The sequence below is a fragment of the Streptomyces sp. NPDC015032 genome, assembly GCF_043080425.1.
Classification (GTDB): Bacteria; Actinomycetota; Actinomycetes; order Streptomycetales; family Streptomycetaceae; genus Streptomyces.
Map to the genome: position 1 here is coordinate 17,414 of NZ_JBIBVN010000052.1, position 23,818 is coordinate 41,231.

The window sequence follows — 23,818 nt, forward strand, 5'->3', positions numbered from 1 at the left end:
ATGTGACCGGGTGAGTGAACGCAAGCCGTACCCAAGTGACTTGTCGGACGAGCAGTGGGCGTTGATCGAGCCGGTGATCACCGCGTGGAAGGACCGGCACCGTTCGGTCAGTGGCCACCAGGGCAGCTACTCGATGCGGGAGATCGTGAACGCGATCCTCTACCAGGGCCGGACCGGCTGCCAGTGGGCCTATCTCCCGCACGACCTGCCGCAGAAGAGTGCGACGTACTACTACTTCGCCGCGTGGCGCGACGACGGGACCGACCAGGTCACTCATGAACTCCTGCGCTGCCAGGTCAGGGAGAGGGCCCGGCGATTAGAGGACCCGACCCTGGTGGTGCTGGACACGCAGAGCGTCCACGTGGCCGCCGGGGTCCCCGCCTCCACGACCGGCAAGGATCCCGCGAAGCGGGTGCCCGGGCGCAAGCGGGGGCTGGCCGTGGACGTCTTGGGTCTGGTCATCGCCATCGCGATCCTCTCGGCGAACACGCACGACAATGCCGCGGGCATCGCCCTTCTCGACCAGGTCGCCGAGCACGTCGGCGGCAGAGTCAGCAAGGCCCTTGTCGACCAGGGCTTCAAGAACCAGGTCGTCGATCACGGCACTCGCCTCGGTGTCGACGTCGAGATCGTCGCCCGGAACCCGCAGGACAAGGGCTTTGTCCCGCAGCCGAAGCGCTGGAGGGTGGAACAGACCTACGGGATCTTGATACTGCACCGGCGCCTGGTCCGCGACTACGAACACCGGCCGGCCTCCTCGGCCTCTCGCGTCTACTGGGCGATGACCCACGTCATGGCCCGCCGTCTCACCGGGGCGAACACCCCCACCTGGCGCGACCCGCAGGCAGCGGTCGCATGAGCATCCAGCCTCTGCTCTACGCGCTCGACATCCAGGAGAACGCCGCCCGGGCTCTGGCCGACGACCTCCGTGCACAGATCGCCGAACTCCAGGACCGGCTGAAGGAAACGGAGACCCACCTCGAGCACCTGGCGATCACCCGGAAGACGGTCACCGCCCTCGCCGACCGGCTGCCCACCCAGCCGGCCTCGCCCGACCTGCCCGAGCCCGGACTACCCCCGCATCATCACCGTGTTCAACGAGGCCACCGGCCCACTCCGGGCCCGCGACGTCTGCCAGGCCCTCGGCCACGATCTCCTGCCGAAGAACATCGAAGGCACCCGCGCCAAGCTGAAACGCCTGGTCAAGCTCGGCATCCTCACCGAGGCCGACTCCGGACACTTCACCAGGGAGCACCAGCCATCCGCTCCGTGACCAGCGGCCATACCCCAGCCTCACCGGGAAACAGGCATCACCTTACGAACCGCCCTCTCAGACCTGTCGGCCGAGGAAGGCCAGCAGCCGGGGAGTGTCATGAATCAGGTGTGATCTTCCTCGAAGGAGTCACCTGATGAGTACGACGACGGATCACCGGATCGAGACCTTCGGCAGCGTGTCGCTTGCCGTGGCCGACGGGAGTGTTCAGGGTGCCGACGTGAAGTCGATGCCAGTGTCTGAGAATGGTCTGTCCAGCGAGCTGCTGGAGGAGCTGGCCGCGCTTGCGGCGGAGAAGGTCCGCGGGCAGGGGCTGCGGCTGATGGGCAAGGGCGGTCTGCTGCCCGAGCTGGCCCAGCACCTGATGCAGGCCGCCCTGGAGGCCGAGATGGACGAGCACCTGGCCGCCGAGGCCGGCCGGGTCGGCGGGCGCGGATCACGCTCGGGCGGCAACATGCGCAACGGTTACCGGGCCAAGAAAGTCATGACGGAGGTTGGCTCCGTGACGGTGCAAGTCCCGAGGGACCGGCTGGGTACCTTCCGGCCCCGAGTCCTGCCCGCGTACGCCCGCCGCACGGGTGCGTTGGACGATCTGGTGCTCTCGCTGACCGCGAAGGGCCTGACCTCCGGCGAGATCGTCTCCCATCTCGCCCAGACGTACGGGATGACGACCACGAAGGAGACCATCTCCACGATCACGGACAAGGCCCTGGAGTCGATGGCGGAATGGCGCACCCGCCCGCTGGACGCGGTCTACCCGGTCGTCTTCATCGACGCCGTGCACGTCAAGATCAGGGACGGTCATGTCGCCAACCGGCCGGTCTACGTGGCCGTTGCGGTCACCGTTGACGGCTACCGCGAGATCCTCGGTCTGTGGGCCGGGGACGGCGGGGAGGGCGCCAAGTACTGGCAGACCGTCCTGACCGAGATCAAGAACAGGGGTGTGCGCGATGTGCTCATGCTGGTCTGTGACGGGCTGAGCGCCCTGCCGGACGCGGTCAACACGGTCTGGCCCCGCACGGTGGTGCAGACCTACACTCGTCCACCTCATCCGCGCCAGCCTGCGCTATGCCTCGCGCCGGGACTGGGCCGAGGTCGCCCGCGACCTCAAGCCCGTCTACACCGCCGTCAACGAGGAAGAGGCCCGGCAACGGCTCGCCGACTTCGACGCCACGTGGGGCAAGCGCTACCCGTCGATCGCGGGAACCTGGGAGCGGGCCTGGAGTGAGTTCGTGCCCTTCCTCGGCCTGCCCGACGCGATCCGGCAGGTCGTCTACACCACCAACGCGATCGAGTCCCTCAACGCCCGCTACCGGCGCGCGGCTCAGGCCTGCGGGCACTTCCCCAACGAACAGGCCGCCCTCAAGCGCCTCTACCTGGCCACCCTCGCCCTCGATCCCACCGGCCGCGGCCGCCAGCGCTGGAACAACCGCTGGAAGTCCGCACTCAACGAGTTCGACGTCCTCTTCGACGGCCGCCTTACCGCCGGACGAGTGTAGGCCGATCAGCCCACCGATCAACTCGTAGGCCAAACAGACGAATCACACCTAATTCCTGATAGACCCCCCCCTGCGAAAACGCCCCGTTCAGTGGTCAGGCCGCCTCACGAGTGTCCGGGGTGCAGTGGCGCTGGGTCGGCCGCGCCGGAGGCGGCCGTGTCGCTGCGGCGGCCGTGCATCTGTGTCAACGGGGTTCGGTGGTGGTGGCTGCCACGTGCTGGAGTGCGGCGGTGAGTCGTGTGAGGTCGTGGTCGGCGAAGTGGTCGACGAGGTGGTGGCGCACGCTGACCAGGAAAGCGGGCCAGGCCCTTTCGAGGCGCTGCAGGCCGAGCTCGGTCAGGGCGGCGTTCCAGCCGCGACCGTCCTGGGTGCTCTTTGTGCGCTCGACCCAGCCCTGATTCTCCAGCCGGGTGACCACGCGGGTCATTCCGCTGAGGGAGAGGCTGCAGGCGGCGGCGAGTTCGCTCATGCGCATTGCCTGGTCCGGGGCTTCGGACAGGTGCATCAGGGGCGTGTACTCGGACAGCGGCAGTTCGGCTTCGCGCAGGATGTCGGCGTCGACCGCTCGGGGCAGTTCCTGCATGACGCGGCTCAGTTCCCGTACGAAGGCCTCTTCGCTCGCGGTGAGAGGTTGCTGCTGGGCGGAAGACATGGGCTCATCCTATCTCCTTGACTCGTCAAGGAGATAGGCCGGTCAAGGCGTGATCGGGTTCCGGATGTCCGCACCACACCCCCAACTCCTTGACGAGTCAAGGAGTTGGGGGTGTACTTGCTCCGTCAAGCAGTTACTTGACGGAGCAAGTATGTGTTGGGTTGCTCCGCATCCGGACGGACGGAATCTCCATGCCCAAGATCGGCATCATCCTCGGAAGCACCCGCCCCGGACGTAGCGGCGAGGCCGTCGCACGCTGGGTGTACGAGAACACCGCCCAGCGCAGCGACGCCGAGTTCGAACTCGTCGACCTGGCCGACTACGAGCTGCCGCTGCTCGACGAGGCCCACCCGCCGGCCATGGGCCAGTACACCCAGCCGCACACCCGCGCCTGGGCGCAGAAGATCGCGTCGTTCGACGGCTTCGTGATCGTCACGCCCGAGTACAACCGCTCGGTGCCCGGCGCACTCAAGAACGCCATCGACTTCCTGCACGCCGAGTGGATCAACAAGGTGGTCGGATTCGTGAGCTACGGCTCGGCCGGAGGCACGCGTGCCGTCGAGCACCTGCGTCTGATCGCCGGCGAACTCCAGATGGCCGACGTGCGCTCTCAAGTTGCCCTCTCCCTGTTCAACGACTTCGAGAACTTCACCGACTTCAAGCCCCTGGCCATCCAGCGCGACACCCTCGCCACCACTCTCGACCAGGTCATCGCCTGGACCAACGCCCTCGCTCCCCTCCGCTCCCGCTGACCCACCCTGCGCCACCGGCAACGCCCCACCCATCAGGAGTTCAGATGACCAGCAGCAAGCCCACCGACGCCCCCGCCTCCACCAAAACCGCCCCCAGCAGGCGCGGAATGATCGGAACCCTCGCCGGCCTCGGCGCCGGAGCGGCACTCGCCACCGCCGCTCCGGCTCACGCCACCCCCGATCGCCGGAGCTCCCCACACTCGCCACGGCAGGTCGCCGCGGCTTTCTACGCCAGCTACAACGGGGACCTGGCCGCCGGATTCGAGCGGTACATCTCCAAAGACCTCGTGCTCCATGGATTCGACGGGCCCAACGAGCGTTCGGCCTGGGTAGCAGGCGACCTCGAGCTCAAGGCGTCGCTGACCGGATACCGCCTGGACATGTTCGACCAGATCACCGAGGGCCCCAAGGTTGTCACCCGCTGGAGCCTGCGCGGCATCCACACCGGAACGATCCTGGGCATCCCGCCGTCGGGCCGCGAGGTCCACCTCAGCGGCATCTCCATCGACCGCATTGTGGGCGGCCAGTCCGTCGAGCACTGGTCGGAGGGAAACTTCGGCCGCTTTCTTCAGATCCTCCGCGGCGAGGATGCCTGACACTCCGCCACCAGCCCCGCCCCACGCTCATAAGAGCCCAGGCGGTGCCCTCCGAATCCACCAGGAGCACCACAATGAACAAGCCCATCAGCCGACGCACCGTGGTCGGCGGCGCACTCGCCGGCAGCACCCTCGCGCTCACGTCCGCCATCCCCGCCACCGCTGCGACCCCCTCCAGCCCCAAGCGCACAGTGAAGGCCTTCTACGAGAGCTACCGCCTGCGCGACCTGCAGACATCCTGGGACCGCTGCATCCACCCCGACGCCGTCATGCCCGTTCCCGGCTTCGACCGGCAGTCCTGGCTGGAGATGGACAGCAAGATCGTGGCCGCCTTCGCCGACCTCGCCATCACCGTCCTCGACCAGCTGGCCGAAGACGACAAGGTCGCCACCCGCTGGGTGCTGGGCGGCCATCACACCGCACAGTTCCTCGACATACCGCCGAGCGGCCGCTACGCCTCGTTCACCGCAACCACTGTCGACCGGGTGAAGGACCACAAGATCATCGACCACTGGTCCGACGCAGACTTCACGGCCTTCCTCCAGCAGTTGGCCGAGTAGACCCGGCCCCCTCCACATGGCCGCCGCCGTGGTTGGCGCCCCGGCAGAAAGCTCCGTCCAGTTGCGCAGGTGACGGCCTCAGCCGCCCGGGCAACTGGACGGAGCTGAGCACCGTAACCGCACCGCCGCCCGCCCACCGCGCCCAGAACCGGGCACGGCTCGTCTGCACGCGGCTGGACTGCCTCACACAAGCACCTCCCGGCGAGAGCGGAGCGAGGTGGGGCAGTTGTAGGCGCGATCTCAGTGCCTGATGCGGCCTCGGACGGCCAGGGCCCGCTGGCCTGGCAGGCCGCCTTGCCCTACGAGCGCGCGCGGCGCCTGGCCCACCGCGAGTGCGTTGCCAGGGGCCCGGCACCGGTCGCGGTAGCCGCGGGAGGCCGGGCATGCAGGGCGGCGAACGCGGAAGGGAACATCGCACGTCCGAGGTGCAGGTTGTCGCCTCTGGGTGCGTGTTCGCCGTGGATCGACGTGCCCGACTGCTTTGCGGCCGGGGCGAGACGCAGTGGGGCAGGCGATCAGACCGTCTTGACTTGGCCGCCGTCGATGGTGAACTCGGCTCCTGTGATGTTGTCGGCGACGGGTGAGGCGAGGAAAATGGTCAGGTCGGCGACTTCGTGGGCTTCAGTGACCCGCCCGGTGGAGATGCCCATGCTCTGCGGAATTACCGCGTCCATGGCCTCCTGGGCGGTGGTGCCGGCCTGGGCCGCCGTGGCATCGGCAAAGCCACCCGGTGCGGTCCAGAAGGGAGTGCGGACCGGGCCCGGGGCGATCGCGTTGACCCGGACGCCGCGCGGTGCGAACTCCTCGGACAGTGACTTGGTCAGGCTGGTCAGCCCGGCCTTGGCCGCCGAGTAGTCCACGACTGCGGGGAAGGGCAGGCGCGCGTTGATGGAGCTGATGTTGACGATGGATCCCTTGCCTGCGTCCAGCAGGTGAGGAAGCGCCGCGCGGCTGGTCCGGACCGCGCTGAACAGGGTCATGTTGAAGATCCGTTGCCACTCGGCGTCGTCGATGTCCAGGAAGCTCGGACGGGACGTCGCGGTACCCAGGTTGTTCACCAGGATGTCGACCCTGTTGTACTGGTCCACTGCGACCTGGACGAGCGTGTCCGGTCCGTCTTGGGTAGACAGGTCGACCGGGACCGCGGTGAGGCCGTACTTCTCATGGAGCGCCTCAAGCTCAGGCGTGCTGCTCCGGCTGCCGGCAACGACGTGTGCGCCTGCGCGGCAGAACGCATCAGCGATGGCGAGGCCGATGCCCTTGCTCGCCCCGGTGACGACGACGACCTTGTCCGCGAGCTGAAGGTTCATGGCGTTCCCTTGTGTGCTGATCACCGTATAGGCCGAGACTAAGCGGCATCCACGTCGCCGCTGCGCCGCGACACCGTCCCTGGGCCCTGCCGATGACCGAGCGGCTGCCGGGCGTGCATGCCTTGCAGCAGTTCGTGAACCAATCGCCGTGGGGTGAGGTGCTGAACCGGCACCTGCGCCATCTGCGGCCGCCCCCTGCCGACGTGCAGAACCAGGATCTGACGCAGCATTACCTAGTCCTGGGCTGTTCCGAGGGCGTTTCGCAGGAACGCCGTGGCCTGGTCGATGGCTCCGCGAGCGGCTTTGGACCGGCTCAGCGAGTTGAGCATCATGAAGTCGTGGACCGTGCCGTCGTAGCGCACGGTGGTTACCGGAACGCCGGCTGCTCGGAGCTTGGCGGCGTATGCCTCGCCCTCGTCGCGGGGCACGTCGGCCTCGTCGACGATCAGCAGGGCGGGCGGCAGGCCGGTGAGCTGGTCGATGGCGGCGCGGTTGGGAGATGCGGTGATCTCCGCGCGCTGGTCCGGGTCGGTCGTGTACGCGTCCCAGAACCACTCCATCAGCTTGCGGCTCAGGTAGTAGCCAGTGGCGAACTGGTCGTAGGATTCGGTGTTCATGGACGCGTCCGTGACGGGGTAGTACATCGACTGCTGCACGAACGTGACGTCACCGCGTTCCTTGGCCATGAGAGCGAGTGCGGCTGTCATGTTTCCGCCGACCGATTCCCCGGCCACTGCCAAGCGCTGTGCATCCAACCCCTTGGACGCACCCTCGCGGCCGATCCACTGAGCGGTGGCGTAGCCCTGCTCGATGGCCACGGGGTAGTGCGCCTCGGGCGACGGTGTGTACTCCACGAATGCCACCGCCGCACGGGCGCCGACCGCCAACTCGCGCACCAGGCGGTCGTGCGTGCCGGCATTGCCGAGTACCCAGCCACCACCATGCATGTACAGCACGACAGGCAGCGTTCCAGTGGCACCCCGCGGCTTGACGATGCGGACCCGTACGTCTCCCACGGAGGCGGGAACGGTGACCCACTCCTCGTCGACGGGCAGCTTGTCCACCGGTGCGGCCTGGAGGTCGTCGAGAACCTTGCGTGCCGCGGTGGGTTCCAGCTCGTACAGGAACGGGTGTTGCGAGGTTGCGTCGGCGATGTCCTGTGCCTCGGGCTCAAGGACGATTGATGCGGTCTGAGCAGCCATGGGAATGCTCCCTGGGGTCCGAGTAACGCATGGTGACGAGCACAGCTGGCTGGAGAGTGTTGCGCTGCGATCGGGCTGTTGGGTGACCAGTAGAGCCTGCACCCCTCTTCAGGCCACAGATGAGCGCGTATGTGTCTGTCTTGGTCATTCCGCTGCCGGCTCTCAGGGATGGAGCAGGTCCGGCCAGTTCTGCGGGACACGGTCGGCCGGGCCCGGGGTGGGCTGGTCGTCCGGGTGGCTGGTCGGCGGGGCCAGTTCGGGTCCGGACTCGTACAGGACGTCGGTGGCATAGTTCCAGTACCACTCCTCACCCGGCTCGAAGCTCTGTACCAGGGGATGCCCGGAGGACTTCCAGTGGGCGGTGGCGTGCTGGGCCGGTGACGAGTCGCAGCAGCCGATGTGGCCGCACTGCGCGCAGCGCCGGAGGTGGAACCACCAGCCTCCCGCTGCGTCGCAGTCCGCGCAGCCGGTACTGCTGGGCGGGACGCTCGCCGCGATGCCGTCGATGTCGGTCATACGGACTCCTCGGTGGTTGTGGTTGTGGTTTCGGTCTCGGGGGCGGTCAGCGGCAGCAGCACCTGGAATCGCGTGTCGCCCGGTACGGACTCGACCTGGATGCTGCCGTGGTGCTTGTTGACGACGATCCGCCAACAGATGTCGAGGCCGAGGCCGGTGCCCTCCCCGACGGCCTTGGTGGTGAAGAAGGGGTCGAAGATGCGGCTGCGGATGTCCTCGGGGATACCGGGGCCGGTGTCGCGGAACTCCACGAGCAGTCGGTCGCCCTCCCTGGCCGTGCGCACCGTCAGGGTGCCGTCGTGGCCCGTGCTGCCGATGGCGGCCACCGCGTTGTCGATGAGGTTGGTCCAGACTTGGTTGAGTTCCGCCGGGTAGGCGGGTACTTCGGGGAGTGAGCGGTCGTAGTCCTTGACCACCCTCACCCGAGGGCCGATCTTGCCGGACAGCATCAGCAGAGTGCTGTCGAGGAGTTCGTGGACGTCGATGTCCTGGTGAGGGGCGCGGTCGAGCTGCGCGTACTGCTTGGCCGCGTCCACCAGGCGGGAGATTCGGGTGGTGGAGTCGTCGATCTCGTCCATCAGCAGCTCGGTCTCGACCGTGTAGTTGAGCCAGCCGATCGCCCCCGGCAGGATGTCTTCGCCCACGGTCGCCGCGACCTGGTCCAGCCAGTCCGTGTCCAGCCCGGCCTGGACGAAGACCGGCGCGATCCGCCAGCCCTCCGGGATGCCGTGATCCTCCAGCCAGCCGGCGAGCTCGTCCTCCCGGTCGGACGCCCCCAGAGGGGGCAGCACCGGTGCCTTGGCGACGCGTTCGGCGGTGCGTTCCTGGATCTCGATGAGCTCGGCGAGGGCCCCTGGGGAGTAGCGGCCCTGCGCGATGACCGCCAGTTTGTTCCGCATCCTGCCGACCCGCTCACGCAGCGCCGCGGTGGCGCGGACGGCGGCCGCGGCCGGATTGTTGAGCTCGTGGGTGAGTCCGGCGGACAACGATCCGAGCGCCAGCAGGCGTTCCCGCTGGCCAATGGCCCGCTGGGTGTTCTTGGAGCCGAAGAAGAGCCCCTCCAGCAGGTGCGTCGGCATCGGGAACCACTCCCGCATGACATCCGCGAACGACTGTGCGGGCAGTACGAAGAACCGGCTGGGTTCGGTCACCCGCATGGAGTTGACGTACGTCTGCGGTACCCGGTCGCCCAGATACGCCTGCATGGCCCCCGCATACACGCCGCGCTGCGAGGTCCGGCTGACCTCCACATCGTCGCCGCCGACCCGGCGGGACATCACGACGGTTCCCTCGACCATCACGTAGAAGCAGGTCGCCGGGTCGCCCTCGGTGTACACCGGGCCGGTCTCGAACCGCTCCATCCGTCCCTCGGAGCACAGCCGTCCGAGCTGCTCCGGGGAGAGCTTCTCGAAGAGGAACAGCGAGCCGATCTCCTGCGGGTCGCAGGCCATGACCTGTGCGCTCATGACTGCTCCAGGAAGCGGTGGACGAGCATCACGGCCATGGCGCCCTCTCCCACGGCGGACGCGACGCGCTTCGCGGACCGGGCGCGCGCGTCGCCCGCCACGAACACACCCGGGACGCTGGTCTCCAGGTGGTAGGGCGGCCGGTCCAGTGCCCATTCGGCAGGCGGGCGCCCGTCCGGCGTCAGATCCGGTCCGGCGAGGATGAAGCCCTTCTCGTCGCGCAGCACGGTCCCGCCGAGCCAGTCGGTCAGCGGGGCGGCACCGATGAAGACGAACATCCACTGGGCATCGACGACTTCGGTGGCGCCGGTCACGGTATCCCGCAGAATCAGCCGTTCCAGGTGCTCCTCGCCGTGCGCCTCCTCGACGACGGTCCGGGGCCGCACGGTGATGTTCGGAGCCTCGTCGATCTGCTGGATCAGGTAGTACGACATCGACGCTGTCAGGGACTCCCCGCGCACCAGCATGGTCACCGACTTCGCGCTCCGCGCCAGGAACACCGCCGCCTGCCCGGCGGAATTCGCGCCGCCGACGACGTACACGTCCTGGCCCTCACAGGACGACGCCTCGGTGAGGGACGAGCCGTAGTACACCCCGCGGCCGGTCAGCTCGTCGCATCCCGGCGCCCCCAGCTGCCGGTACGACACACCGGTCGCCAGGATGACGCTGTGCGCGGCGACCGCTGAGCCGTCGGAGAAGCGCACGACGCGTGCCGGACCGTTCACTTCCAGCCCCGTGACCTCGCGAGCGGTGAGGATCTCGGCACCGAAGCGGCTCGCCTGGCGGCGGGCACGATCGGTCAGCTGCGCACCGGACACGCCGTCCGGGAAGCCGAGGTAGTTCTCGATGCGGGAACTCTGGCCGGCCTGTCCGCCGGTCGCCGACCGCTCGACCAGTACGGTCCGCAGCCCCTCGGAGGCCCCGTACACCGCCGAGCCGAGTCCCGCCGGACCGCCGCCGATGATGACGAGATCATAGAACGCGGCGGTCGGCGTGGTCGCGAGCCCCACGTGGGCGGCCAGTTCGGTCGGCTCCGGCTCGATCAGCGCGGTACCGTCCGGCGTGATCACCAGGGGGAGCCGTCGGCCGTCGGCCCCGGCCGCCGCCAGAAGCCTCTGTCCCTCCGGTTCGTCGGAGGAGTACCAGCGGTACGGCACCTGGTTGCGGGCGAGGAATTCTCGCGCCCGCGAGGAGGGGGCGGACCAGCGGTGCCCGACCACCTTGGTGGTGGGTACCGGCCGGTAGTCGCTGGACCGCCAAGCCGTGAGGAGATCGTCCAGGACCGGGTAGAGCTTCTCCTCGGGCGGGTCCCAAGGCTTGAGGAGATAGTGGTCGAGGTCGACGACGTTGATCGCGTCGATGGCGGCGTCGGTGTCGGCGTAGGCGGTCAGCAGCACGCGCCGCGCCCCCGGGTACACACCGAGGGCCTGTTCGAGGAACTCGATGCCGTTCATCTGCGGCATCCGGTAGTCGGCGAGAATCACGGCCACCAGGTCGCCGCGCAGCTTCAGCTCGCGCAGCGCCTCCAGCGCGGATTCGCCGGACTCGGCGCGTACGATCCGGTAGCCGCCGCCGTAGCGGCGCCGCAGGTCGCGGGCGATGGCGCGGGAGACCCCCGGGTCGTCGTCCACCGTCAGGATGACGGTCCGCGTTGCGTCGGTGGCCTGAGCCATATTCCTCCGCCCTGCGTGCCGGTACGAAGAGCTGCCCGAGCCCGCTTCCGACCATCGTATGTTCGATCGAGCCGGACCGCTTCGGCCGCTACGGCCCGTGCGGCCTGGGTGACCTGACGGTGGCAGGTCGCTGCCGAGCCAGAGCACCTGGTGTGCCGCGCCTCAGAGCTCAGCAGTACGGGTGCGTCACGGGGGCACTGGCCGGCCGGGTACGGCCCGCGTGCGCCGCACACCGAGCCGTCGCAGGCTGGGGGCATGACCCAGCGGTACGCGACGAAAGGCGACCGATGAAAGTGCGCAGTGATCGGCGGTACAACCCTCATCGGATCGCAGGTCGTGAAGAAGCTGAACGCGGCAGGGCACGAGGCCGTGCCGCATTCCATGTCCACGGGCGTCGACGTGATCACCGGGCAGGGCGTGGAGGAGGCAGTGGCCGACGCCGACGTCATCGTCAATCTGACGAATTCCCCGACGTTCGACGACACCTCCCTCGCGTTCTTCCGGACCTCTATGGAGAACCTATTGGCCGCCGGCCAGAAGGGCGAGGTCGGGCACGCCGTCATCCTCCCCGTCGTCGGCACGGACCAGTACCCGACCTCGCCTACTACCAGGCCGAGACCATCCAGGAGGACATCCGCAAGTCCGGGCCGGTCCCGTACTCGATCGTGCGCGCCACCCAGTTCATGGAGTTCGTCGCCGCGGGTACCCCCCTGAACGGCACTCTCATCGTCGGCGGGCTCGACGTCTTCCCTCTCGACGACCTCGGACGGATCACGCTGAACGCCCGTCCCGACGGTCACAGCGTCGTCACCGACGGCACCGACGGCATGTTCGCCGCCGTCAGCGGCGACGTTCTCACCACCAAGGGCGACGCCCGTATCGCCCCCACGCACTCCACGGACTGGCTCTCCTGACCCAGCCCGCCCACCACAGGAGGCCTCACCCATGGCGAACAATGAACCGACGGCGGGCGGCGCCGGGAGCCGGCCACGCTCGGAAGCGTGGAAGACGGCGCTCACCGAGTTGCAGTCGGTGAAACCGCCGTTCGTTCCGGAGGGGGTGGAGGCGATGACAGTTCTCGTCGAATTCCCTCCCGGTGATCCCGGCACCCCTCCCCACCGGCACTCGGGACCCGCCTTCGGCTACATGCTGGAGGGGGAGATGCTCTTCGAGCTGGAAGGCGAGCCCGAGCGGGTGATCAAGGCCGGCGAGACGTTCTGGGAGCCGGGTGGCGATGTCATCCACTACCACGACGGCAACAACCGGACGGACTCCTGGAGCCGATTCCTCGTCACCATGTTGTGTGCACCCGGTCAGCCCATGCTCACCCTGGTCGACGACGAGGAACTGGCCCGACGCCAACACCTGCGAGCTCCAAGGGCTTGAACGAGACCGCAGTGGTTCCCCAGGGCCCCCGCCCTCGGCTTGGTAAGGGCTTGTGGAAGCCGGGATGAGCCTGGAGCGGAGCCGGGCCGCGTCCTGTCCGGGAGGCGGGCCGGAGCGTGCTCTGATACGCCGCTGGAACGGGGTGACTTCGTCCGCTCGGCACACAACAAGCCGCCCGCACACTCGCCGAACGGGCCGAGCAGATGGGGCTCGCTCAACCCGGACGGTCACGACGCCGTGCACGGATACGAGACCGACGGCCGCCCGGCCGCCGCATGGACGTGGAACGACCTCGACTGACGATAAGGCCGCTCATCAACTCGGCCCGCGCCCTCGCGCGTATGCCCGGCCCTTGAAGAAGCTGATCAGTTCGCGGCTCAGCAGCTGCGGCTGCTCCTCCGAGAGGTTAGTGCTGCGTCGGGCGGATCCGTACGTCAGTCGGCAGTTGCCGGAGTTCCCGGCGTACGTCGTTTGAGCTGGTCGGCGACCGTCTTCAGCAGCTCGTCGGAGAGGTCGCGGTCGGCCGTCGCGCGGGCCATCAGCATGGCGCCGACCATGGCGCTGAGGGTGACCATCGCCTCGGCTCGGGCGTCCTCGGAGTCCTCGTCGAGGCCGGTGAGCAGGTCCAGGTAGGTACGGATCTGCTGCTCGTACGCCTCCTTGAGGTGCTGGTCGCCGCGGCCCGCGGCGGCGCCGAGGGTGACCAGGGCGCAGCCGGTGCCCGGTGAGTCGCGGTGCCGCTCGGCGAGATAGGCGTCGATGACACCGGCCCGCGGCGCCTCCTCGTTCTTCCGCGCGGCGCGCTCCATGTTCGCCGTGCCCTCGGTCAGGGCCAGCTCCGTGGCCTGGGCGATCAGCTCGTCGCGGGAGGCGAAGTGCTTGTAGAAGCCGCCGTGGGTGAGCCCCGCCTCCTTCATGAGGTCCGCGATGCCGGGACGGGTGACGCCCTCCTCCCGGACCTTGCGGGCCGCTATCTGCAGCACCCGGTCCCGGGATGCGGCCTTGTCGGCCTTCGAGTGCCCCATGCCGGGCCTCCTTCGGATGTGTCGCTTGACTTTCTGGATGATGAGGATAATCCTCAAGGTGGATGATGTCCATCATCCAGAAATTCGGGCGACACAAGCCGAGCTACAGATTCGAGGAGCCATGTCCGCGACGTACAACCCCCGACACACGGCGGTCCTGCTGGTCGACCCCTACAACGACTTCATCTCCGAGGGCGGCAAGGTGTGGCCGCGCGTGCAGCCGGTGGCCGAGGAGGTGGGCCTGCTCGGCCACCTGCGCTCGGTGGTGACCGGCGCACGCGAGGCCGGCGTTCAGCTGGTGTTCGTACCGCACCGCAGGTGGGAGCCGGGTGACTACGACACCTGGAGCCACACCAACGCCAGCCAGCTCAGCATCTCGGAGCAGCACACCTTCGCCCGGGGCACCTGGGGCGGGGAGTTCCACCCGGACTTCCAGCCGCAGCCCGGCGACGTCGTCGCCCACGAGCACTGGGCGCAGAGCGGGTTCGCCAACACCGACCTCGACCTCCAGCTCAAGCAGCACGGCATCACCCATGTGGTGCTGATCGGCCTGCTGGCGAACACCTGCATCGAGTCCACCGGCCGGTACGCCATGGAGCTCGGCTATCACGTGACGCTGGTGCGCGACGCCACGGCGGCTCTTCGCCCCGAGATGATGCACGCCGCCCACGAGCTGAACGGCCCCACCTTCGCCCACGCCATTGTCACCACCGACGAGATCACCACCGCGTTCAAGGGAGCCGCACAGTCATGAAACTGACCGGAGAACTGCTGATCGGAGCGGCTTCCGTGCCCGCCACCGCAGGAACGATGAAGGCGCTCGACCCCGCCACCGGGCAGCTCCTCGAACCCGACTTCGCCTTCGGCGGGGCGGCCGAGGCCGACCGGGCCCTGCGGCTGGCCGACGAGGCGTTCGACAGCTACAGCCACACCGGCCTGTCCGAGCGGGCCGCGTTCCTCGACCTCGTCGCGGACAAGCTGGAGGCGGTCAAGGCGGAGCTCGCCGCCCGTGCCTCGCTGGAGACTGGTCTGCCCGCCGCCCAGTTCGAGGGCGAGATCGCCCGGTCCGCCGCGACGTTCCGCAAGTTCGCCGTTGTCGTCCGCCAGGGCCGGTTCCTTCAGGTCACCGTCGATCCGGCACAGCCGGACCGGCAGCCCGTGCCGCGTATGGACCACCGGCTGCAGAAGGTGTCGCTCGGCCCCGTGGTGATCTTCGGTGCGAGCAACTTCCCGGTCTCCTACTCGGTCGCGGGCGGTGACACGGCGTCGGCCCTGGCCTCCGGCAGTCCGGTCGTCGTCAAGGCCCACAACGCCCACCCCGGTACCTCCGAGATCCAGGGCCGAGTCATTCAGGAGGCCGTGGCCGAGGCGGGACTGCACGAGGGGGTGTTCTCGCTGATCCGGGGCGCGGGCAACGAGATCGGTGAGGCGCTGGTGGACCACTCGCTGGTACGGGCCGTCACCTTCACCGGATCCGAGGGCGGCGGCATGGCTCTCTACCGGCGGGCCCGGCAACGGCCCGATCCCATCCCGGTGTTCACCGAGATGACGAGCGTCAACCCGACCTTCGTCCTGCCCGGTGCCCTGGCGGCCCGTGGCGCGGAGATCGGCGCCGGCGTCGCCTCACGCGCGCAGTACAACGTCGGCCAGGCCTGCCTTAAGCCCGCCATCCTCCTCGCCGTGGACGGCCCCGGCTTCGAGGAGCTGCGTACCGCGGCGATCGCCGAGGTGGAGAAGACGGCCGCGCGGATCATGCTCACGCCCGGCATCCACGACGCCTACGTCCGCAACGTACAGCGGCTGGAGGAGAACGGCGCCATCCGCATCGGCGCCGGACCGGCCCCGGTCCGTGGCTGGGATGGCCGGTCCCTGCTGTACGAGACCACCGGCGAGCAGGTGCTGGCCGAACCGTCCCTGCGCGAGGAGGTCTTCGGCCCCGCCGTGCTGCTGGTCCGGCTGACCGACGTGGAGCAACTGCTCGAAGTGGCCCGCGCGTTCAGGGGACAGCTGTCGGCCACGATGCACGCCGAGGCGTCCGACCGCGCCGCCGCGGTCAGGCTTCTGCCGGTCCTGGAGCGCCGTACGGGCCGCATCGTGGTCAACGCCTTCTCGATGCCGCAGGAGGTGTCGTACGGCACCGTCCACACGGGCCCGTTTCCGGCCACCTCCGACAGTCGCTTCACCTCCGTCGGGATGAGCGCGATCGACCGCTTCCTGCGGCCGGTCACCTACCAGGGTTTCCCCGACGAACTGCTGCCCGAGCCGCTGCGTGAGGGCAACCCGCTGCACGTGTGGCGGCTGGTCGACGGCGAACTCACCCGCGACTGACGAAGAGAACACGGCCATGACACCAGACCCGCGGACAACGGCAGTTGACGAACGCGAGGCCCGCGAGGAGGTACGCAACCGCCTGCTCGGCGCATGGGAACTCGTCTCCTACACCGCGACCGACGCCGACGGCCAGGTCATCCACCCGCTCGGCCCGAACCCCCACGGCCTGATCGCCTACACCCCCGACGGACACATGTCCGCCCAGCTGAGCCGCGCCGACCGCCCGCACGCGGGATCCGACCGCCTTGAGGAGACCACGAAGGACGAACTGGCGCAGGTGGCGAAGACGTACCTCGCCTACGCCGGCTCGTTCGACGTGATCGACCCGGTGACCGTCGAGCACCACGTCACCACCAGCCTGTTCCCGAACTGGGCCGGAAGGCCGCAGATCCGGACGGTCGCCTTCGACGGCGAGTTCCTGAAGCTCGGCATCACCACCCCCAATCGCCTGTGGGGCGCGGACCGTACGGCCGAACTCACCTGGCGCAGACCGAACTGAGCAATTGCCCTATCCGGTAACGCAATTGATGAAGGAGAGAACCATGGAACTCAAGGGTTCAGTCGCCCTGGTGACGGGAGCCAACCGCGGGATCGGCCGCGCGTTCGCCCGTGCGCTGCTCGATCACGGCGCGGCGAAGGTCTACGCGGCGGTCCGTGACCCGGCGAGTGTGGCCGATCCGGACCTGGTGCCGCTGTGTCTGGACGTCACCGACCCCGAGCAGGTCGCCGCGGCAGCCGCAGCGGCGGGTGACGTCTCGATCGTGATCAACAACGCCGGGACCGCGGGCTCGGGCTCCGCGCTCCTCGACGGTGGCTTCGACGGTGCGCGTCAGGCGATGGAGGTCAACTACTTCGGCACCTGGGCCGTGTCCCGGGCCTTCGCCCCGGTACTGGCGCGCAACGGCGGCGGTGCCCTGGTCAACATGCTCTCGCTGGCGTCGTGGGTCGGACAGCCGGATTTCCCGGGGTACGCGGCCTCCAAGGCGGCGCAGTGGTCCCTGACGGACGCCCTGCGGCAGGGCCTGCACGAGCAGAACACCTTGGTCGTAGGGGTGCACGCGGGCTTCGTGGACACCGACCTCAGCGCCTGGGTGGATGCCCCGAAGATCAGCGCCGAGACCGTGGCGGAGCTGACCATGGACGCCTTGACGAACGACCGACCGGAGGTGCTCGCCGACGCGGAGACCCGTAAGGCCAAGGCCGGGCTGTCACTCCCGCCGACCGCCACACCGGCGAGCTGACCCGCGAACCGCTACGTGGATCCGGAGGGGTACTTGCCGGCGTACGGCCGGAGGTGGTCGACCTCCGTCTTCTCGGCGTACTTCTCACTCTCGCTCAGGAAATGGCGGACGTGCGGCTGACGTACGTGTTCGTCAAAGGCAGCGCGGTCGGCGTACAGCTCGAAGACGAGGCGCTCGTTCGGAGCTCCCTCGACCGCGCTGCAGGCGTACACCAGGGTGCCCGGCTCATGTTCGAGGACCGCCGCAGCGGCCTGCCGGACCAGCTCGTCGAACGCTTCACCAGCACCGTCACGCAGCGTGAAACGGACGCAAAGTGCGATCTGGTTCATTTCTTGCCTCCCTCTTGGCGCTCCCAGTCTCTCCACGCATCCCGTGAGCTGCGCGGACAGCAGCCGGGCCATCACATACTCATGACGGCCAGACACTGCATCCTCCGATTGCGGGTGCGTGGAGCACAACCCAGCATGAGCGCTGACAAGGCTCGTCAGAGCGAAAGGAAGCCCATGTCCCAGGCCCCCGGGAACAGCGACGCCGACGACCGGACCAACGCCGGATTGCCCCGGCGCCATGTGCTGCGCACCGCCGGTGCGGGTGCGCTGGGGCTCGGCCTGGGAGGCATCGCGCTGACCGCCGTCACACTGCCCCAAGACGGAGCCTCGCAACCCCACGCCACAGGCACTCCTGATGGCCTCGGCTCCGTCGAACAGGCACCGCACCTGCCGGCTGGGTTTACCAGGACGTTCACCAGCCGTTTCGTCCGAGCCAATGGAATCCGCCAGCACGCGGTCGTCGGAGGCGAGGGACCGCCGCTGCTCCTGGTGCACGGCTGGCCCGAGACCTGGTACGCCTGGCGCCTGGCGATGCCGGAACTGGCCCGACACTTCACGGTCGTCGCCGTCGACCAACGCGGCATCGGACTGACCGACAAACCCGAGAGCGGGTACGACACACGCACCCTGGCACACGACCACTACGTCCGCATCCTCGCATCCCAACACGATGCGCTGCGGGGCAGCTTCGGGTGGTACCGCGCACTCGACACCACCAGCGCGCAGGATCAGCAACGCAGCACGCGCCCGCTGACCCTGCCCGTTCTCGCGATCGGCGGCGCGGGCAGCCTCGGCGGGAATGTCGCCGACACCATGAAACGTGTCGCACACGACGTACGGAGCGCGGTCATTCCCGGTGCGGGCCACTGGGTGGCCGAGGAAGCCCCTCGGGAAGTGCTCGCGGCGCTGACCACGTTCCTGGCGCCGTACCAGGACCAGGACCAGGACCAGGGCCGGAGCGCACGACACCAGCCGGCCGCGACGCCCGGCAGATGAACGCCATCGATGTGTGGCTCAGCCGAGTGGCTGCGAGAGGGCGTTCTTGACCTGCTTGGTCCGCTCGTCGGTGAGGACTTCGGCCCGGTCGTTCGCCAGGGCTTCCATGGTCTGCTCCGCCACGTCCGCCGCGCTGATCTTCGGCGCATCGGTGAAGTTGCTGAGTTCCGTCTCCACGAAACTGGCGTGGACGCCGATCACGAGTGTTCCCTGCTCGCGCAGGCCCTCCCGCAGCGCGCCCGTCAACGACCACTGGGCCGCCTTGGAGGCCGCGTATCCGGGGTAATCCGGCCGGGAGGCCCAGGAAGCTGTCGACAGCATGTTCACCAGTGCGCCGCCGCCGTTGCGGGCCAGTACCGGGGCGAAGGCACGGGACACGGCCCAGGTGCCGAAATAGTTGATCTCCATCGCCTCGCGCGCACCGTCGAGGGAACCCGTCAGCAGCTTGGTCCCGAAGCCCCCGACGCCCGCGTTGTTGATGATAATGGTGACGTCACCGGCGGCCTCGGCCGCCGCGGCGACCTGCTCCGGCACGGTGACGTCCAGGCGCAGTGGGGAAAGGTCCTCATCGGTCACGCTCGCCGGATCGCGGACACCGGCGTAGACCTTCGCGGCTCCCCGTTCGAGCAGTGCGCGGGCGAACGCGTGGCCGATGCCACGATTGGCCCCCGTCACCAGGGCAACCGATCCTTTGATCTCCATCGCGCTCAGCCGTTTCCGTAGGTGGTCACGAGGGGCTTCGTCTCGTCGACGACATACGTGGAGAGCATCATCGTCGTGACCGTGCCGACGTTGCGGGCGTTGTGGATGGCGCCGTTCGGGATGAAGAACGGGTCACCTGTGCGCAGCCGGATGGGCGGCCTGTCGTCGAACTCCATCAGGACGTCTCCGCGGATGATGTATCCGACCTCGACGCCGGGATGGCTGTGCCGGCCCGACTCCTTGTGCCGGGGGATCTCCACGAGAGTCTGTGCGGTCTTCCACCCCGCGGCGGGCGAGGGGTGGTCCTGAAGCAGGACACGGGTGACACCCGAAGTGGGATCGGGGTCCGTCGCCGCGGCGGCGGACGAGGAAGCGGCGGCGGCGCCGAGCAGCCCGGCCGCCGCGGCACCACTGGTGCGCAGAAGAGAGCGTCGGTCAATCATCAGGCATCCTCCGCGGGTGTGCAGCGCTTCGACCAGCAGGACGAGCGCTGTCCAGGCAAACATGGGCGTTGATGACGCGCAAAGGCGCGGCACGAGTCGATCACGGCGGACAGGCGGACATGCGCTGTGTGTTGTGAAACCGCACAGCGCATGTCCACTTCGATGGGTGTGGTGAGGGAGGCGTTTGCCCTGTCGCGGGCACGGAGCTGATCACCACGAGTCGGGTCAGGGCGCGTAGTGCTGGTCCAGCAGCAGGATGTCCTGCTTCAGCGCCGCGCCGATCGCGCCGTTCCAGGTGTTTTCTTCGACGAATCGCTGGGCGTCGGCGCGGACATCCTGCCAAGCGGTGTGGTCGGTCGGGGCACCGGCCTCGATCAGGTGTTGCTGGGTCTGCGCGACGGCGTTGGCGCAGAGGTTCGGGATGTGCGCGGAGGCCGGCGCCGTCTGCGCCGTCCAGAGCAGGGTTGCCAGCGACAGGGCGCTGAGCGTGGCGGTGGCGATTTTGCGGGGCGTGGCGTTCATCCGAAACGGCTCCTTCTCTGACGGTGTTTCACCTGGCGGTCACCGTAGGAACCGATACCGCCATTCCAGTGACACCACGCCATCGCCCCCGGCATATTCACCCTCACCCCGCACAGACCGAACGGGTGCGCGAAACTCCCGCCCCGGCCTGCTCACCGCAGGCGGGAGGCCTGGTAGTGGGCGATGGCCCAGCCCTCGTCGGTGTGGCGCAGCAGGATGCTGAGGTTGACATTGACGGTCGGCCGGTCGGTGAAGGTGAAGTCGACCTCCAGGTAGCCGAGGATCAGGTCGTCGGCGAGACGTCGGGTCTCCAGGACGCGGTAGTCGGCGGTCATGCCGAGCGGCTGGGAGGCGTAGTAGGCGGCGACGCCGGGGCGTCCGACGCTGTACGGGCGGAGGCCCTGGAAGACGGCGTCCTCGGTGAACCGGGCGGCCACCAGGTCGGGTTGATGGCCGTCGACGGCGGCCTTCCAGCCGTCGAGGACGGTGCGCAGGGTGGTTTCGTCGTGGGTGGTGGTGTGGTTCATGACGGTGTCTTCCCGGGGGTTGGCGGGCGGTGGGTCAGTGGCCGGCGCTCATGCCGCCGTCGACGTGGAGGATCTCGCCGGTGACGAACGGGGCGTTCTCCAGGTAGAGCACCGCGTCCACGATGTCGCTGATCTCGCCGAGGCGTCGTACGGGGTGGAGGCCGGCCAGGTAGTCGTGGGTCTCGGGTGTGTGCATGGGGGTGCGGATGGTGCCCGGGGAGACGGCGTTGACCCGGATGTTGCGGGTGGCGTACTCGATGGCCAGGGACTTGGTGGCGGATTGCAGGCCGCCCTTGGTGAGGGAGGCGAGTACGGAGGGGACGCGGGCGTCGGCGTTGTCGACCAGGCTGGTGGTGATGTTGACGATATGCCCGTGGCCCTGGCCGAGCATCTGGCCCACGGCGAGTCGAGTGAGATGGAAGAAGCCGCTCAGGTTGACACCGGTGACGGCGGCGTAGTCGGCCGGGGTGTAGTCGGTGAAGGGCTTGGCGACGAACAGCCCGGCGTTGTTGACCAGGGTGTCGATGCGGCCGAATCGTTCGATGGTCGCGGTGATGAGGTGTTCGGCGTGCGCCGGGTCGGAGATGTCGCCGGGGACGGTGAGGATGCCCCCGTCTGCGGACGGGGTGATGCCGCGTGAGGTGGCGACGACGTTGTGGCCGAGCTTGCGGTAGGCCCCGACCAGGGCGGCTCCGATGCCCCGGGAGGCTCCGGTGACGACGGCGACCTTCTGCTCGAACGTGGACATGGCATGCCTCCGGAATGACCGGCGTGAGCGCGGTCTGGTTGGGTGTGCAGGACGGCGTCACCGGTCATGCGCAGGGCCCAGGTCCGGGCCCCGGCGTCTTGTTCCGGTCGACTCCTCGACGGTAGGCCGGGTCCCGGAACGCGGGCAACGCCGAACCGCCCCCGCGCCGGGACCGGCTACCTCCCTGCTGGGAGGCGCAGCCTCCCAGCCCAGATCAGCGCCTCGGTGCTCAGCGGATCGCGGACCGCCGCCGGGCAGCCAGACGTCCGGACCAGTCAGCCCGTGCTCGTGGGCCTCGTCGGCGAGTGCGTCGACGACTGCCGGCACCGTGGCCCGCTGCTCATCGGCGCGCCGGACCACGAACCACGGCCAGTGCACCTCCGGCGAGACCACCAGGCGCTGGACCAGGTCCGCGGGCAGCGCGGCGTTCTGCCCCTTGGGGCAGTTGAGGACCGGACGGCCGAGCCTGCGGACGTGGTCGAAGTAGGCCGGGCCGGTGATTCCGTTGTCGGAGATCTGTTCCGCCGGGGCGTCCGTGGCGCGGATCAGCTCCTGCGCATAGACGTTCCACGACGCCCACGAGTCTGGCCGAGACCATGCTCACTCCGGCCGAGCGGGCCGAGCGTGCGGAGAAGGCCCGCGCGGCGTTGAAAGCGTGGACGGGGTATGCCCCCACCCGCGCCGAGCAGGACGACCTGGACAGTGAGCTGGACCGGCGTCTAGCCCGGGTGACGGCCCGGTGAGCGATTCCTTGCACATTGTCCTGGACGACACCGCGATGGCTGCGGCCGGCCAGGGCAACGTCCTTGCTTCCCGGCTCATCCACCGGGCCCACGCCGAACCGGGGTGGTTCCTCTACGCCCCGGCGTGCGCGCTCGTCGAAGCCGACCGGGCACGTCCCGGTACGGCCGAGCACCTGGCCGCGCTGCCCGGCATCACGGTCCTGGACCTGGACCTGCCGGCCGCACTGGCTGTCGCGCGGCGGGAGAGCTGGGCCGCGGCGCACAGCCAGTACGCGGCGCAGCCCACCCCTGACCGTCCCGACGGGGCGGTCATCGCGACCACCACCCCGAAGCGGTGGGAGGGCGAGCCGGTCCGCGTCCTCGACCTCAACTCCTGAACCGTCTCCGTATCCGCGTCACGGCAGCAGTTGTCACCAGGGTGGACACTGGACAAAATTACGGCGAGCAGCGAGCCCGGACCACGCCTCTCAGGAGGAGAAGTGAGCACAGGCGTCATAGCACTGCTAGTTGCCGTGGTTGGTGTAGTTGGAACGCTGCTGGCTCCGATCACTACTGCATGGGTGAGCTCGCGATCACGCTTGCAGGAGTTTGAGCTTCAGCGACGTACCGATCAGGTCACTCGGCAACTCGAAGATGCTCAGCAGAACCTGGAGCGCCGACGCGACATCTATGTCGCCCTGAACTCCGGCGCCCGACGGTACCGGATGTTGATGATGGAAGACCTACATGCCAAGCGCACTGGGGCCGCTCCGCAAAGTGATGCCACGGAGGCTGCCCGCGTTGAGTTTCAGGCCACTTACGCTCAGGCGCAGATGCTTATCCCCGATGCCGTCCTGGAACCCTCACGTAAGGTCCGTGTGGCGCTGGCAGACGCCAGAAAACTGATAGGTGCTCTGTACGAAGACGCAACACACGGTCAGGAGGAGTGGCAAGAAGCTCACACCTTCCTGATCCAGATGTGGGATGTGATCATCACGATGCAAGTTGCTATGCGCCAAGACCTTGGCATTACTCAACCGCCCAACCGGTGATCGGCTAATCGAATCGGGCATCGAGATAACGGAAGCCGCGAGCAACTGGGGCTTCATCAGAAACGACGAGCTGGACAACCCACCTGAAGATTGGCGCTTCACGTCGCCGACGGTGGCCAACGGTGTCGCGTATATCGGCAGCAGCAAGCCCCGCGGCTGCTGCCGCCGCGCACCTGGCGGGCTGAGCGCGGGCTGCCCGCCACGGTGCTGCTGCGGGCGCTCACTTCGGGCGCGTACTTCACACTCGAAGCGTTCGTACCGCTGATGCTGAGTACGGCGCGGCGGGTGCCGGGCG

28 protein-coding genes and 4 pseudogenes are annotated in these 23,818 nt (G+C 68.5%); 17 read left to right on the forward strand and 15 right to left on the reverse strand.

All coding sequences use genetic code 11. From position 1 onward, the window contains the following. Positions 1–10 precede the first annotated feature (10 nt). The 3 genes and pseudogenes from ACF08M_RS37490 to ACF08M_RS37500 all read left to right on the forward strand — a co-directional run bounded on the left by ACF08M_RS37490 (position 11) and on the right by ACF08M_RS37500 (position 2,772). Positions 11–859 carry an IS5 family transposase gene (locus ACF08M_RS37490; protein ID WP_392189776.1) on the forward strand — a complete coding sequence of 283 codons (849 nt, stop codon included), beginning with the start codon at positions 11–13 and terminating at the stop codon, positions 857–859. A gap of 231 nt (positions 860–1,090) precedes the next feature. Then, positions 1,091–1,273, forward strand: coding sequence for a hypothetical protein (locus ACF08M_RS37495; RefSeq protein WP_392189777.1), 183 nt, complete (start codon positions 1,091–1,093; stop codon positions 1,271–1,273). A gap of 229 nt (positions 1,274–1,502) precedes the next feature. After that, positions 1,503–2,772: pseudogene (locus ACF08M_RS37500) on the forward strand (IS256 family transposase). Between the two features lie 184 nt (positions 2,773–2,956). On the opposite strand, the gene ACF08M_RS37505 reads toward ACF08M_RS37500, so the two are convergent. Then, on the reverse strand, positions 2,957–3,424 hold the full coding sequence (locus ACF08M_RS37505) for a MarR family winged helix-turn-helix transcriptional regulator (protein ID WP_392189778.1): 468 nt from the start codon (positions 3,422–3,424) through the stop codon (positions 2,957–2,959). A gap of 191 nt (positions 3,425–3,615) precedes the next feature. Between ACF08M_RS37505 and ACF08M_RS37510 the strand changes: the two genes are divergently transcribed. The 3 genes from ACF08M_RS37510 (at position 3,616) to ACF08M_RS37520 (ending at position 5,332) form a co-directional block, all read left to right on the forward strand. Then, complete coding sequence (locus ACF08M_RS37510) at positions 3,616–4,176, forward strand: NADPH-dependent FMN reductase (RefSeq protein ID WP_392189779.1); 561 nt, start codon at positions 3,616–3,618, stop codon at positions 4,174–4,176. A gap of 44 nt (positions 4,177–4,220) precedes the next feature. Next, positions 4,221–4,772, forward strand: coding sequence for an ester cyclase (locus tag ACF08M_RS37515; RefSeq protein WP_392189780.1), 552 nt, complete (start codon positions 4,221–4,223; stop codon positions 4,770–4,772). Positions 4,773–4,846: 74 nt separating this feature from the next. Then, the gene (locus ACF08M_RS37520; RefSeq protein ID WP_392189781.1) at positions 4,847–5,332 is read left to right on the forward strand and encodes an ester cyclase; all 486 of its coding nucleotides are present in this window, start codon (positions 4,847–4,849) and stop codon (positions 5,330–5,332) included. Positions 5,333–5,671: 339 nt separating this feature from the next. Here the strand turns inward: ACF08M_RS37520 and ACF08M_RS37525 are convergent. The 7 genes and pseudogenes from ACF08M_RS37525 to ACF08M_RS37555 form a co-directional block, all read right to left on the reverse strand. Beyond that, a pseudogene (locus ACF08M_RS37525) lies at positions 5,672–5,829 on the reverse strand (IS110 family transposase); the annotation flags it as partial. A gap of 18 nt (positions 5,830–5,847) precedes the next feature. Beyond that, the gene (locus ACF08M_RS37530; protein WP_392189782.1) at positions 5,848–6,642 is read right to left on the reverse strand and encodes an SDR family NAD(P)-dependent oxidoreductase; all 795 of its coding nucleotides are present in this window, start codon (positions 6,640–6,642) and stop codon (positions 5,848–5,850) included. A gap of 38 nt (positions 6,643–6,680) precedes the next feature. Then, the gene (locus tag ACF08M_RS37535; protein WP_392189783.1) at positions 6,681–6,872 is read right to left on the reverse strand and encodes a hypothetical protein; all 192 of its coding nucleotides are present in this window, start codon (positions 6,870–6,872) and stop codon (positions 6,681–6,683) included. A gap of 3 nt (positions 6,873–6,875) precedes the next feature. Further along, complete coding sequence (locus ACF08M_RS37540) at positions 6,876–7,844, reverse strand: alpha/beta hydrolase (RefSeq protein WP_392189784.1); 969 nt, start codon at positions 7,842–7,844, stop codon at positions 6,876–6,878. Between the two features lie 162 nt (positions 7,845–8,006). After that, on the reverse strand, positions 8,007–8,360 hold the full coding sequence (locus ACF08M_RS37545) for a UBP-type zinc finger domain-containing protein (RefSeq protein ID WP_392189785.1): 354 nt from the start codon (positions 8,358–8,360) through the stop codon (positions 8,007–8,009). Next, a complete protein-coding gene (locus tag ACF08M_RS37550; RefSeq protein WP_392189786.1) occupies positions 8,357–9,826 on the reverse strand; it encodes an ATP-binding protein in 1,470 nt (489 codons plus the stop codon). Before ACF08M_RS37550 ends, ACF08M_RS37545 begins: the two co-directional genes overlap by 4 nt. After that, entirely contained in the window at positions 9,823–11,499 is a 1,677-nt protein-coding gene (locus ACF08M_RS37555; RefSeq protein WP_392189787.1) for an FAD-dependent oxidoreductase, read from the reverse strand. Before ACF08M_RS37555 ends, ACF08M_RS37550 begins: the two co-directional genes overlap by 4 nt. Before the next feature lie 300 nt (positions 11,500–11,799). Between ACF08M_RS37555 and ACF08M_RS37560 the strand changes: the two are divergent. Together ACF08M_RS37560 and ACF08M_RS37565 are read left to right on the forward strand one after the other, a co-directional pair. Then, a pseudogene (locus ACF08M_RS37560) lies at positions 11,800–12,413 on the forward strand (SDR family oxidoreductase). 31 nt (positions 12,414–12,444) lie between these two features. Continuing rightward, a complete protein-coding gene (locus ACF08M_RS37565) occupies positions 12,445–12,885 on the forward strand; it encodes a cupin domain-containing protein (RefSeq protein WP_392189788.1) in 441 nt (146 codons plus the stop codon). 434 nt (positions 12,886–13,319) lie between these two features. Here the strand turns inward: ACF08M_RS37565 and ACF08M_RS37570 are convergent, their stop codons facing one another. After that, positions 13,320–13,910, reverse strand: coding sequence for a TetR/AcrR family transcriptional regulator (locus tag ACF08M_RS37570; protein ID WP_392189789.1), 591 nt, complete (start codon positions 13,908–13,910; stop codon positions 13,320–13,322). A 121-nt stretch (positions 13,911–14,031) separates the two neighbouring features. On the opposite strand from ACF08M_RS37570, the gene ACF08M_RS37575 reads away from it, so the two are divergent. Genes ACF08M_RS37575 through ACF08M_RS37590 form a run of 4 tightly spaced genes read left to right on the forward strand, consistent with a single transcriptional unit; the run spans position 14,032 to position 17,482 of the window. Next, positions 14,032–14,664, forward strand: a complete 633-nt coding sequence (locus tag ACF08M_RS37575; RefSeq protein WP_392189790.1) for a cysteine hydrolase family protein — start codon at positions 14,032–14,034, stop codon at positions 14,662–14,664. Further along, positions 14,661–16,238: an aldehyde dehydrogenase (NADP(+)) gene (locus ACF08M_RS37580; protein ID WP_392189791.1), complete on the forward strand. Its 1,578-nt coding sequence runs from the start codon at positions 14,661–14,663 to the stop codon at positions 16,236–16,238. The genes ACF08M_RS37575 and ACF08M_RS37580 overlap by 4 nt, the downstream gene beginning before the upstream one ends. Before the next feature lie 16 nt (positions 16,239–16,254). Next, entirely contained in the window at positions 16,255–16,740 is a 486-nt protein-coding gene (locus ACF08M_RS37585; RefSeq protein ID WP_392189792.1) for a lipocalin-like domain-containing protein, read from the forward strand. Positions 16,741–16,783: 43 nt separating this feature from the next. Then, positions 16,784–17,482 carry an SDR family oxidoreductase gene (locus ACF08M_RS37590; RefSeq protein ID WP_392189793.1) on the forward strand — a complete coding sequence of 233 codons (699 nt, stop codon included), beginning with the start codon at positions 16,784–16,786 and terminating at the stop codon, positions 17,480–17,482. An 11-nt stretch (positions 17,483–17,493) separates the two neighbouring features. On the opposite strand, the gene ACF08M_RS37595 is transcribed toward ACF08M_RS37590, so the two are convergent. Next, positions 17,494–17,811 (reverse strand): putative quinol monooxygenase, encoded by a 318-nt coding sequence (locus ACF08M_RS37595; RefSeq protein ID WP_392189794.1) that lies wholly within the window; start codon positions 17,809–17,811, stop codon positions 17,494–17,496. A 174-nt stretch (positions 17,812–17,985) separates the two neighbouring features. Between ACF08M_RS37595 and ACF08M_RS37600 the strand changes: the two genes are divergently transcribed. Next, positions 17,986–18,807, forward strand: coding sequence for an alpha/beta fold hydrolase (locus tag ACF08M_RS37600; protein ID WP_392189795.1), 822 nt, complete (start codon positions 17,986–17,988; stop codon positions 18,805–18,807). An 18-nt stretch (positions 18,808–18,825) separates the two neighbouring features. Here the strand turns inward: ACF08M_RS37600 and ACF08M_RS37605 are convergent, their stop codons facing one another. From ACF08M_RS37605 to ACF08M_RS37625, 5 genes are all read right to left on the reverse strand, one after another. Next, a complete protein-coding gene (locus tag ACF08M_RS37605) occupies positions 18,826–19,509 on the reverse strand; it encodes an SDR family oxidoreductase (protein WP_392189796.1) in 684 nt (227 codons plus the stop codon). Positions 19,510–19,514: 5 nt separating this feature from the next. Beyond that, positions 19,515–19,952 carry a cupin domain-containing protein gene (locus ACF08M_RS37610; RefSeq protein ID WP_392189797.1) on the reverse strand — a complete coding sequence of 146 codons (438 nt, stop codon included), beginning with the start codon at positions 19,950–19,952 and terminating at the stop codon, positions 19,515–19,517. Positions 19,953–20,177: 225 nt separating this feature from the next. After that, complete coding sequence (locus ACF08M_RS37615; protein WP_392189798.1) at positions 20,178–20,474, reverse strand: hypothetical protein; 297 nt, start codon at positions 20,472–20,474, stop codon at positions 20,178–20,180. A gap of 152 nt (positions 20,475–20,626) precedes the next feature. Continuing rightward, positions 20,627–21,001, reverse strand: a complete 375-nt coding sequence (locus ACF08M_RS37620; protein ID WP_392189799.1) for an SgcJ/EcaC family oxidoreductase — start codon at positions 20,999–21,001, stop codon at positions 20,627–20,629. Positions 21,002–21,035: 34 nt separating this feature from the next. Then, positions 21,036–21,749 carry an SDR family NAD(P)-dependent oxidoreductase gene (locus ACF08M_RS37625; protein ID WP_392189800.1) on the reverse strand — a complete coding sequence of 238 codons (714 nt, stop codon included), beginning with the start codon at positions 21,747–21,749 and terminating at the stop codon, positions 21,036–21,038. A 596-nt stretch (positions 21,750–22,345) separates the two neighbouring features. Between ACF08M_RS37625 and ACF08M_RS37630 the strand changes: the two genes are divergently transcribed. The 4 genes and pseudogenes from ACF08M_RS37630 to ACF08M_RS37645 all read left to right on the forward strand — a co-directional run. Then, positions 22,346–22,492 carry a hypothetical protein gene (locus ACF08M_RS37630; protein ID WP_392189801.1) on the forward strand — a complete coding sequence of 49 codons (147 nt, stop codon included), beginning with the start codon at positions 22,346–22,348 and terminating at the stop codon, positions 22,490–22,492. Beyond that, positions 22,489–22,869: a hypothetical protein gene (locus ACF08M_RS37635; protein ID WP_392189802.1), complete on the forward strand. Its 381-nt coding sequence runs from the start codon at positions 22,489–22,491 to the stop codon at positions 22,867–22,869. The genes ACF08M_RS37630 and ACF08M_RS37635 overlap by 4 nt, the downstream gene beginning before the upstream one ends. Positions 22,870–22,971: 102 nt before the next feature. Next, the gene (locus tag ACF08M_RS37640; RefSeq protein ID WP_392189803.1) at positions 22,972–23,523 is read left to right on the forward strand and encodes a hypothetical protein; all 552 of its coding nucleotides are present in this window, start codon (positions 22,972–22,974) and stop codon (positions 23,521–23,523) included. A 147-nt stretch (positions 23,524–23,670) separates the two neighbouring features. Continuing rightward, positions 23,671–23,818 (forward strand): annotated as a pseudogene (locus ACF08M_RS37645) (MFS transporter); the annotation flags it as partial.

Excerpts from the sequence above, each read along its gene's own strand:
- ACF08M_RS37605 (WP_392189796.1), bottom strand. The coding sequence starts at position 19,509 with ATGGAGATCAAAGGATCGGTTGCCCTGGTGACGGGGGCCAATCGTGGC.
- ACF08M_RS37505 (WP_392189778.1), bottom strand. The coding sequence starts at position 3,424 with ATGTCTTCCGCCCAGCAGCAACCTCTCACCGCGAGCGAAGAGGCCTTC.
- ACF08M_RS37555 (WP_392189787.1), bottom strand. The coding sequence starts at position 11,499 with ATGGCTCAGGCCACCGACGCAACGCGGACCGTCATCCTGACGGTGGAC.
- ACF08M_RS37610 (WP_392189797.1), bottom strand. The coding sequence starts at position 19,952 with ATGATTGACCGACGCTCTCTTCTGCGCACCAGTGGTGCCGCGGCGGCC.
- ACF08M_RS37600 (WP_392189795.1), top strand. The coding sequence starts at position 17,986 with ATGTCCCAGGCCCCCGGGAACAGCGACGCCGACGACCGGACCAACGCC.
- ACF08M_RS37565 (WP_392189788.1), top strand. The coding sequence starts at position 12,445 with ATGGCGAACAATGAACCGACGGCGGGCGGCGCCGGGAGCCGGCCACGC.
- ACF08M_RS37590 (WP_392189793.1), top strand. The coding sequence starts at position 16,784 with ATGGAACTCAAGGGTTCAGTCGCCCTGGTGACGGGAGCCAACCGCGGG.
- ACF08M_RS37630 (WP_392189801.1), top strand. The coding sequence starts at position 22,346 with ATGCTCACTCCGGCCGAGCGGGCCGAGCGTGCGGAGAAGGCCCGCGCG.
- ACF08M_RS37615 (WP_392189798.1), bottom strand. The coding sequence starts at position 20,474 with ATGAACGCCACGCCCCGCAAAATCGCCACCGCCACGCTCAGCGCCCTG.
- ACF08M_RS37520 (WP_392189781.1), top strand. The coding sequence starts at position 4,847 with ATGAACAAGCCCATCAGCCGACGCACCGTGGTCGGCGGCGCACTCGCC.
- ACF08M_RS37570 (WP_392189789.1), bottom strand. The coding sequence starts at position 13,910 with ATGGGGCACTCGAAGGCCGACAAGGCCGCATCCCGGGACCGGGTGCTG.
- ACF08M_RS37510 (WP_392189779.1), top strand. The coding sequence starts at position 3,616 with ATGCCCAAGATCGGCATCATCCTCGGAAGCACCCGCCCCGGACGTAGC.
- ACF08M_RS37550 (WP_392189786.1), bottom strand. The coding sequence starts at position 9,826 with ATGAGCGCACAGGTCATGGCCTGCGACCCGCAGGAGATCGGCTCGCTG.
- ACF08M_RS37625 (WP_392189800.1), bottom strand. The coding sequence starts at position 21,749 with ATGTCCACGTTCGAGCAGAAGGTCGCCGTCGTCACCGGAGCCTCCCGG.
- ACF08M_RS37545 (WP_392189785.1), bottom strand. The coding sequence starts at position 8,360 with ATGACCGACATCGACGGCATCGCGGCGAGCGTCCCGCCCAGCAGTACC.
- ACF08M_RS37515 (WP_392189780.1), top strand. The coding sequence starts at position 4,221 with ATGACCAGCAGCAAGCCCACCGACGCCCCCGCCTCCACCAAAACCGCC.
- ACF08M_RS37585 (WP_392189792.1), top strand. The coding sequence starts at position 16,255 with ATGACACCAGACCCGCGGACAACGGCAGTTGACGAACGCGAGGCCCGC.
- ACF08M_RS37535 (WP_392189783.1), bottom strand. The coding sequence starts at position 6,872 with ATGCTGCGTCAGATCCTGGTTCTGCACGTCGGCAGGGGGCGGCCGCAG.
- ACF08M_RS37530 (WP_392189782.1), bottom strand. The coding sequence starts at position 6,642 with ATGAACCTTCAGCTCGCGGACAAGGTCGTCGTCGTCACCGGGGCGAGC.
- ACF08M_RS37620 (WP_392189799.1), bottom strand. The coding sequence starts at position 21,001 with ATGAACCACACCACCACCCACGACGAAACCACCCTGCGCACCGTCCTC.
- ACF08M_RS37595 (WP_392189794.1), bottom strand. The coding sequence starts at position 17,811 with ATGAACCAGATCGCACTTTGCGTCCGTTTCACGCTGCGTGACGGTGCT.
- ACF08M_RS37580 (WP_392189791.1), top strand. The coding sequence starts at position 14,661 with ATGAAACTGACCGGAGAACTGCTGATCGGAGCGGCTTCCGTGCCCGCC.
- ACF08M_RS37540 (WP_392189784.1), bottom strand. The coding sequence starts at position 7,844 with ATGGCTGCTCAGACCGCATCAATCGTCCTTGAGCCCGAGGCACAGGAC.
- ACF08M_RS37575 (WP_392189790.1), top strand. The coding sequence starts at position 14,032 with ATGTCCGCGACGTACAACCCCCGACACACGGCGGTCCTGCTGGTCGAC.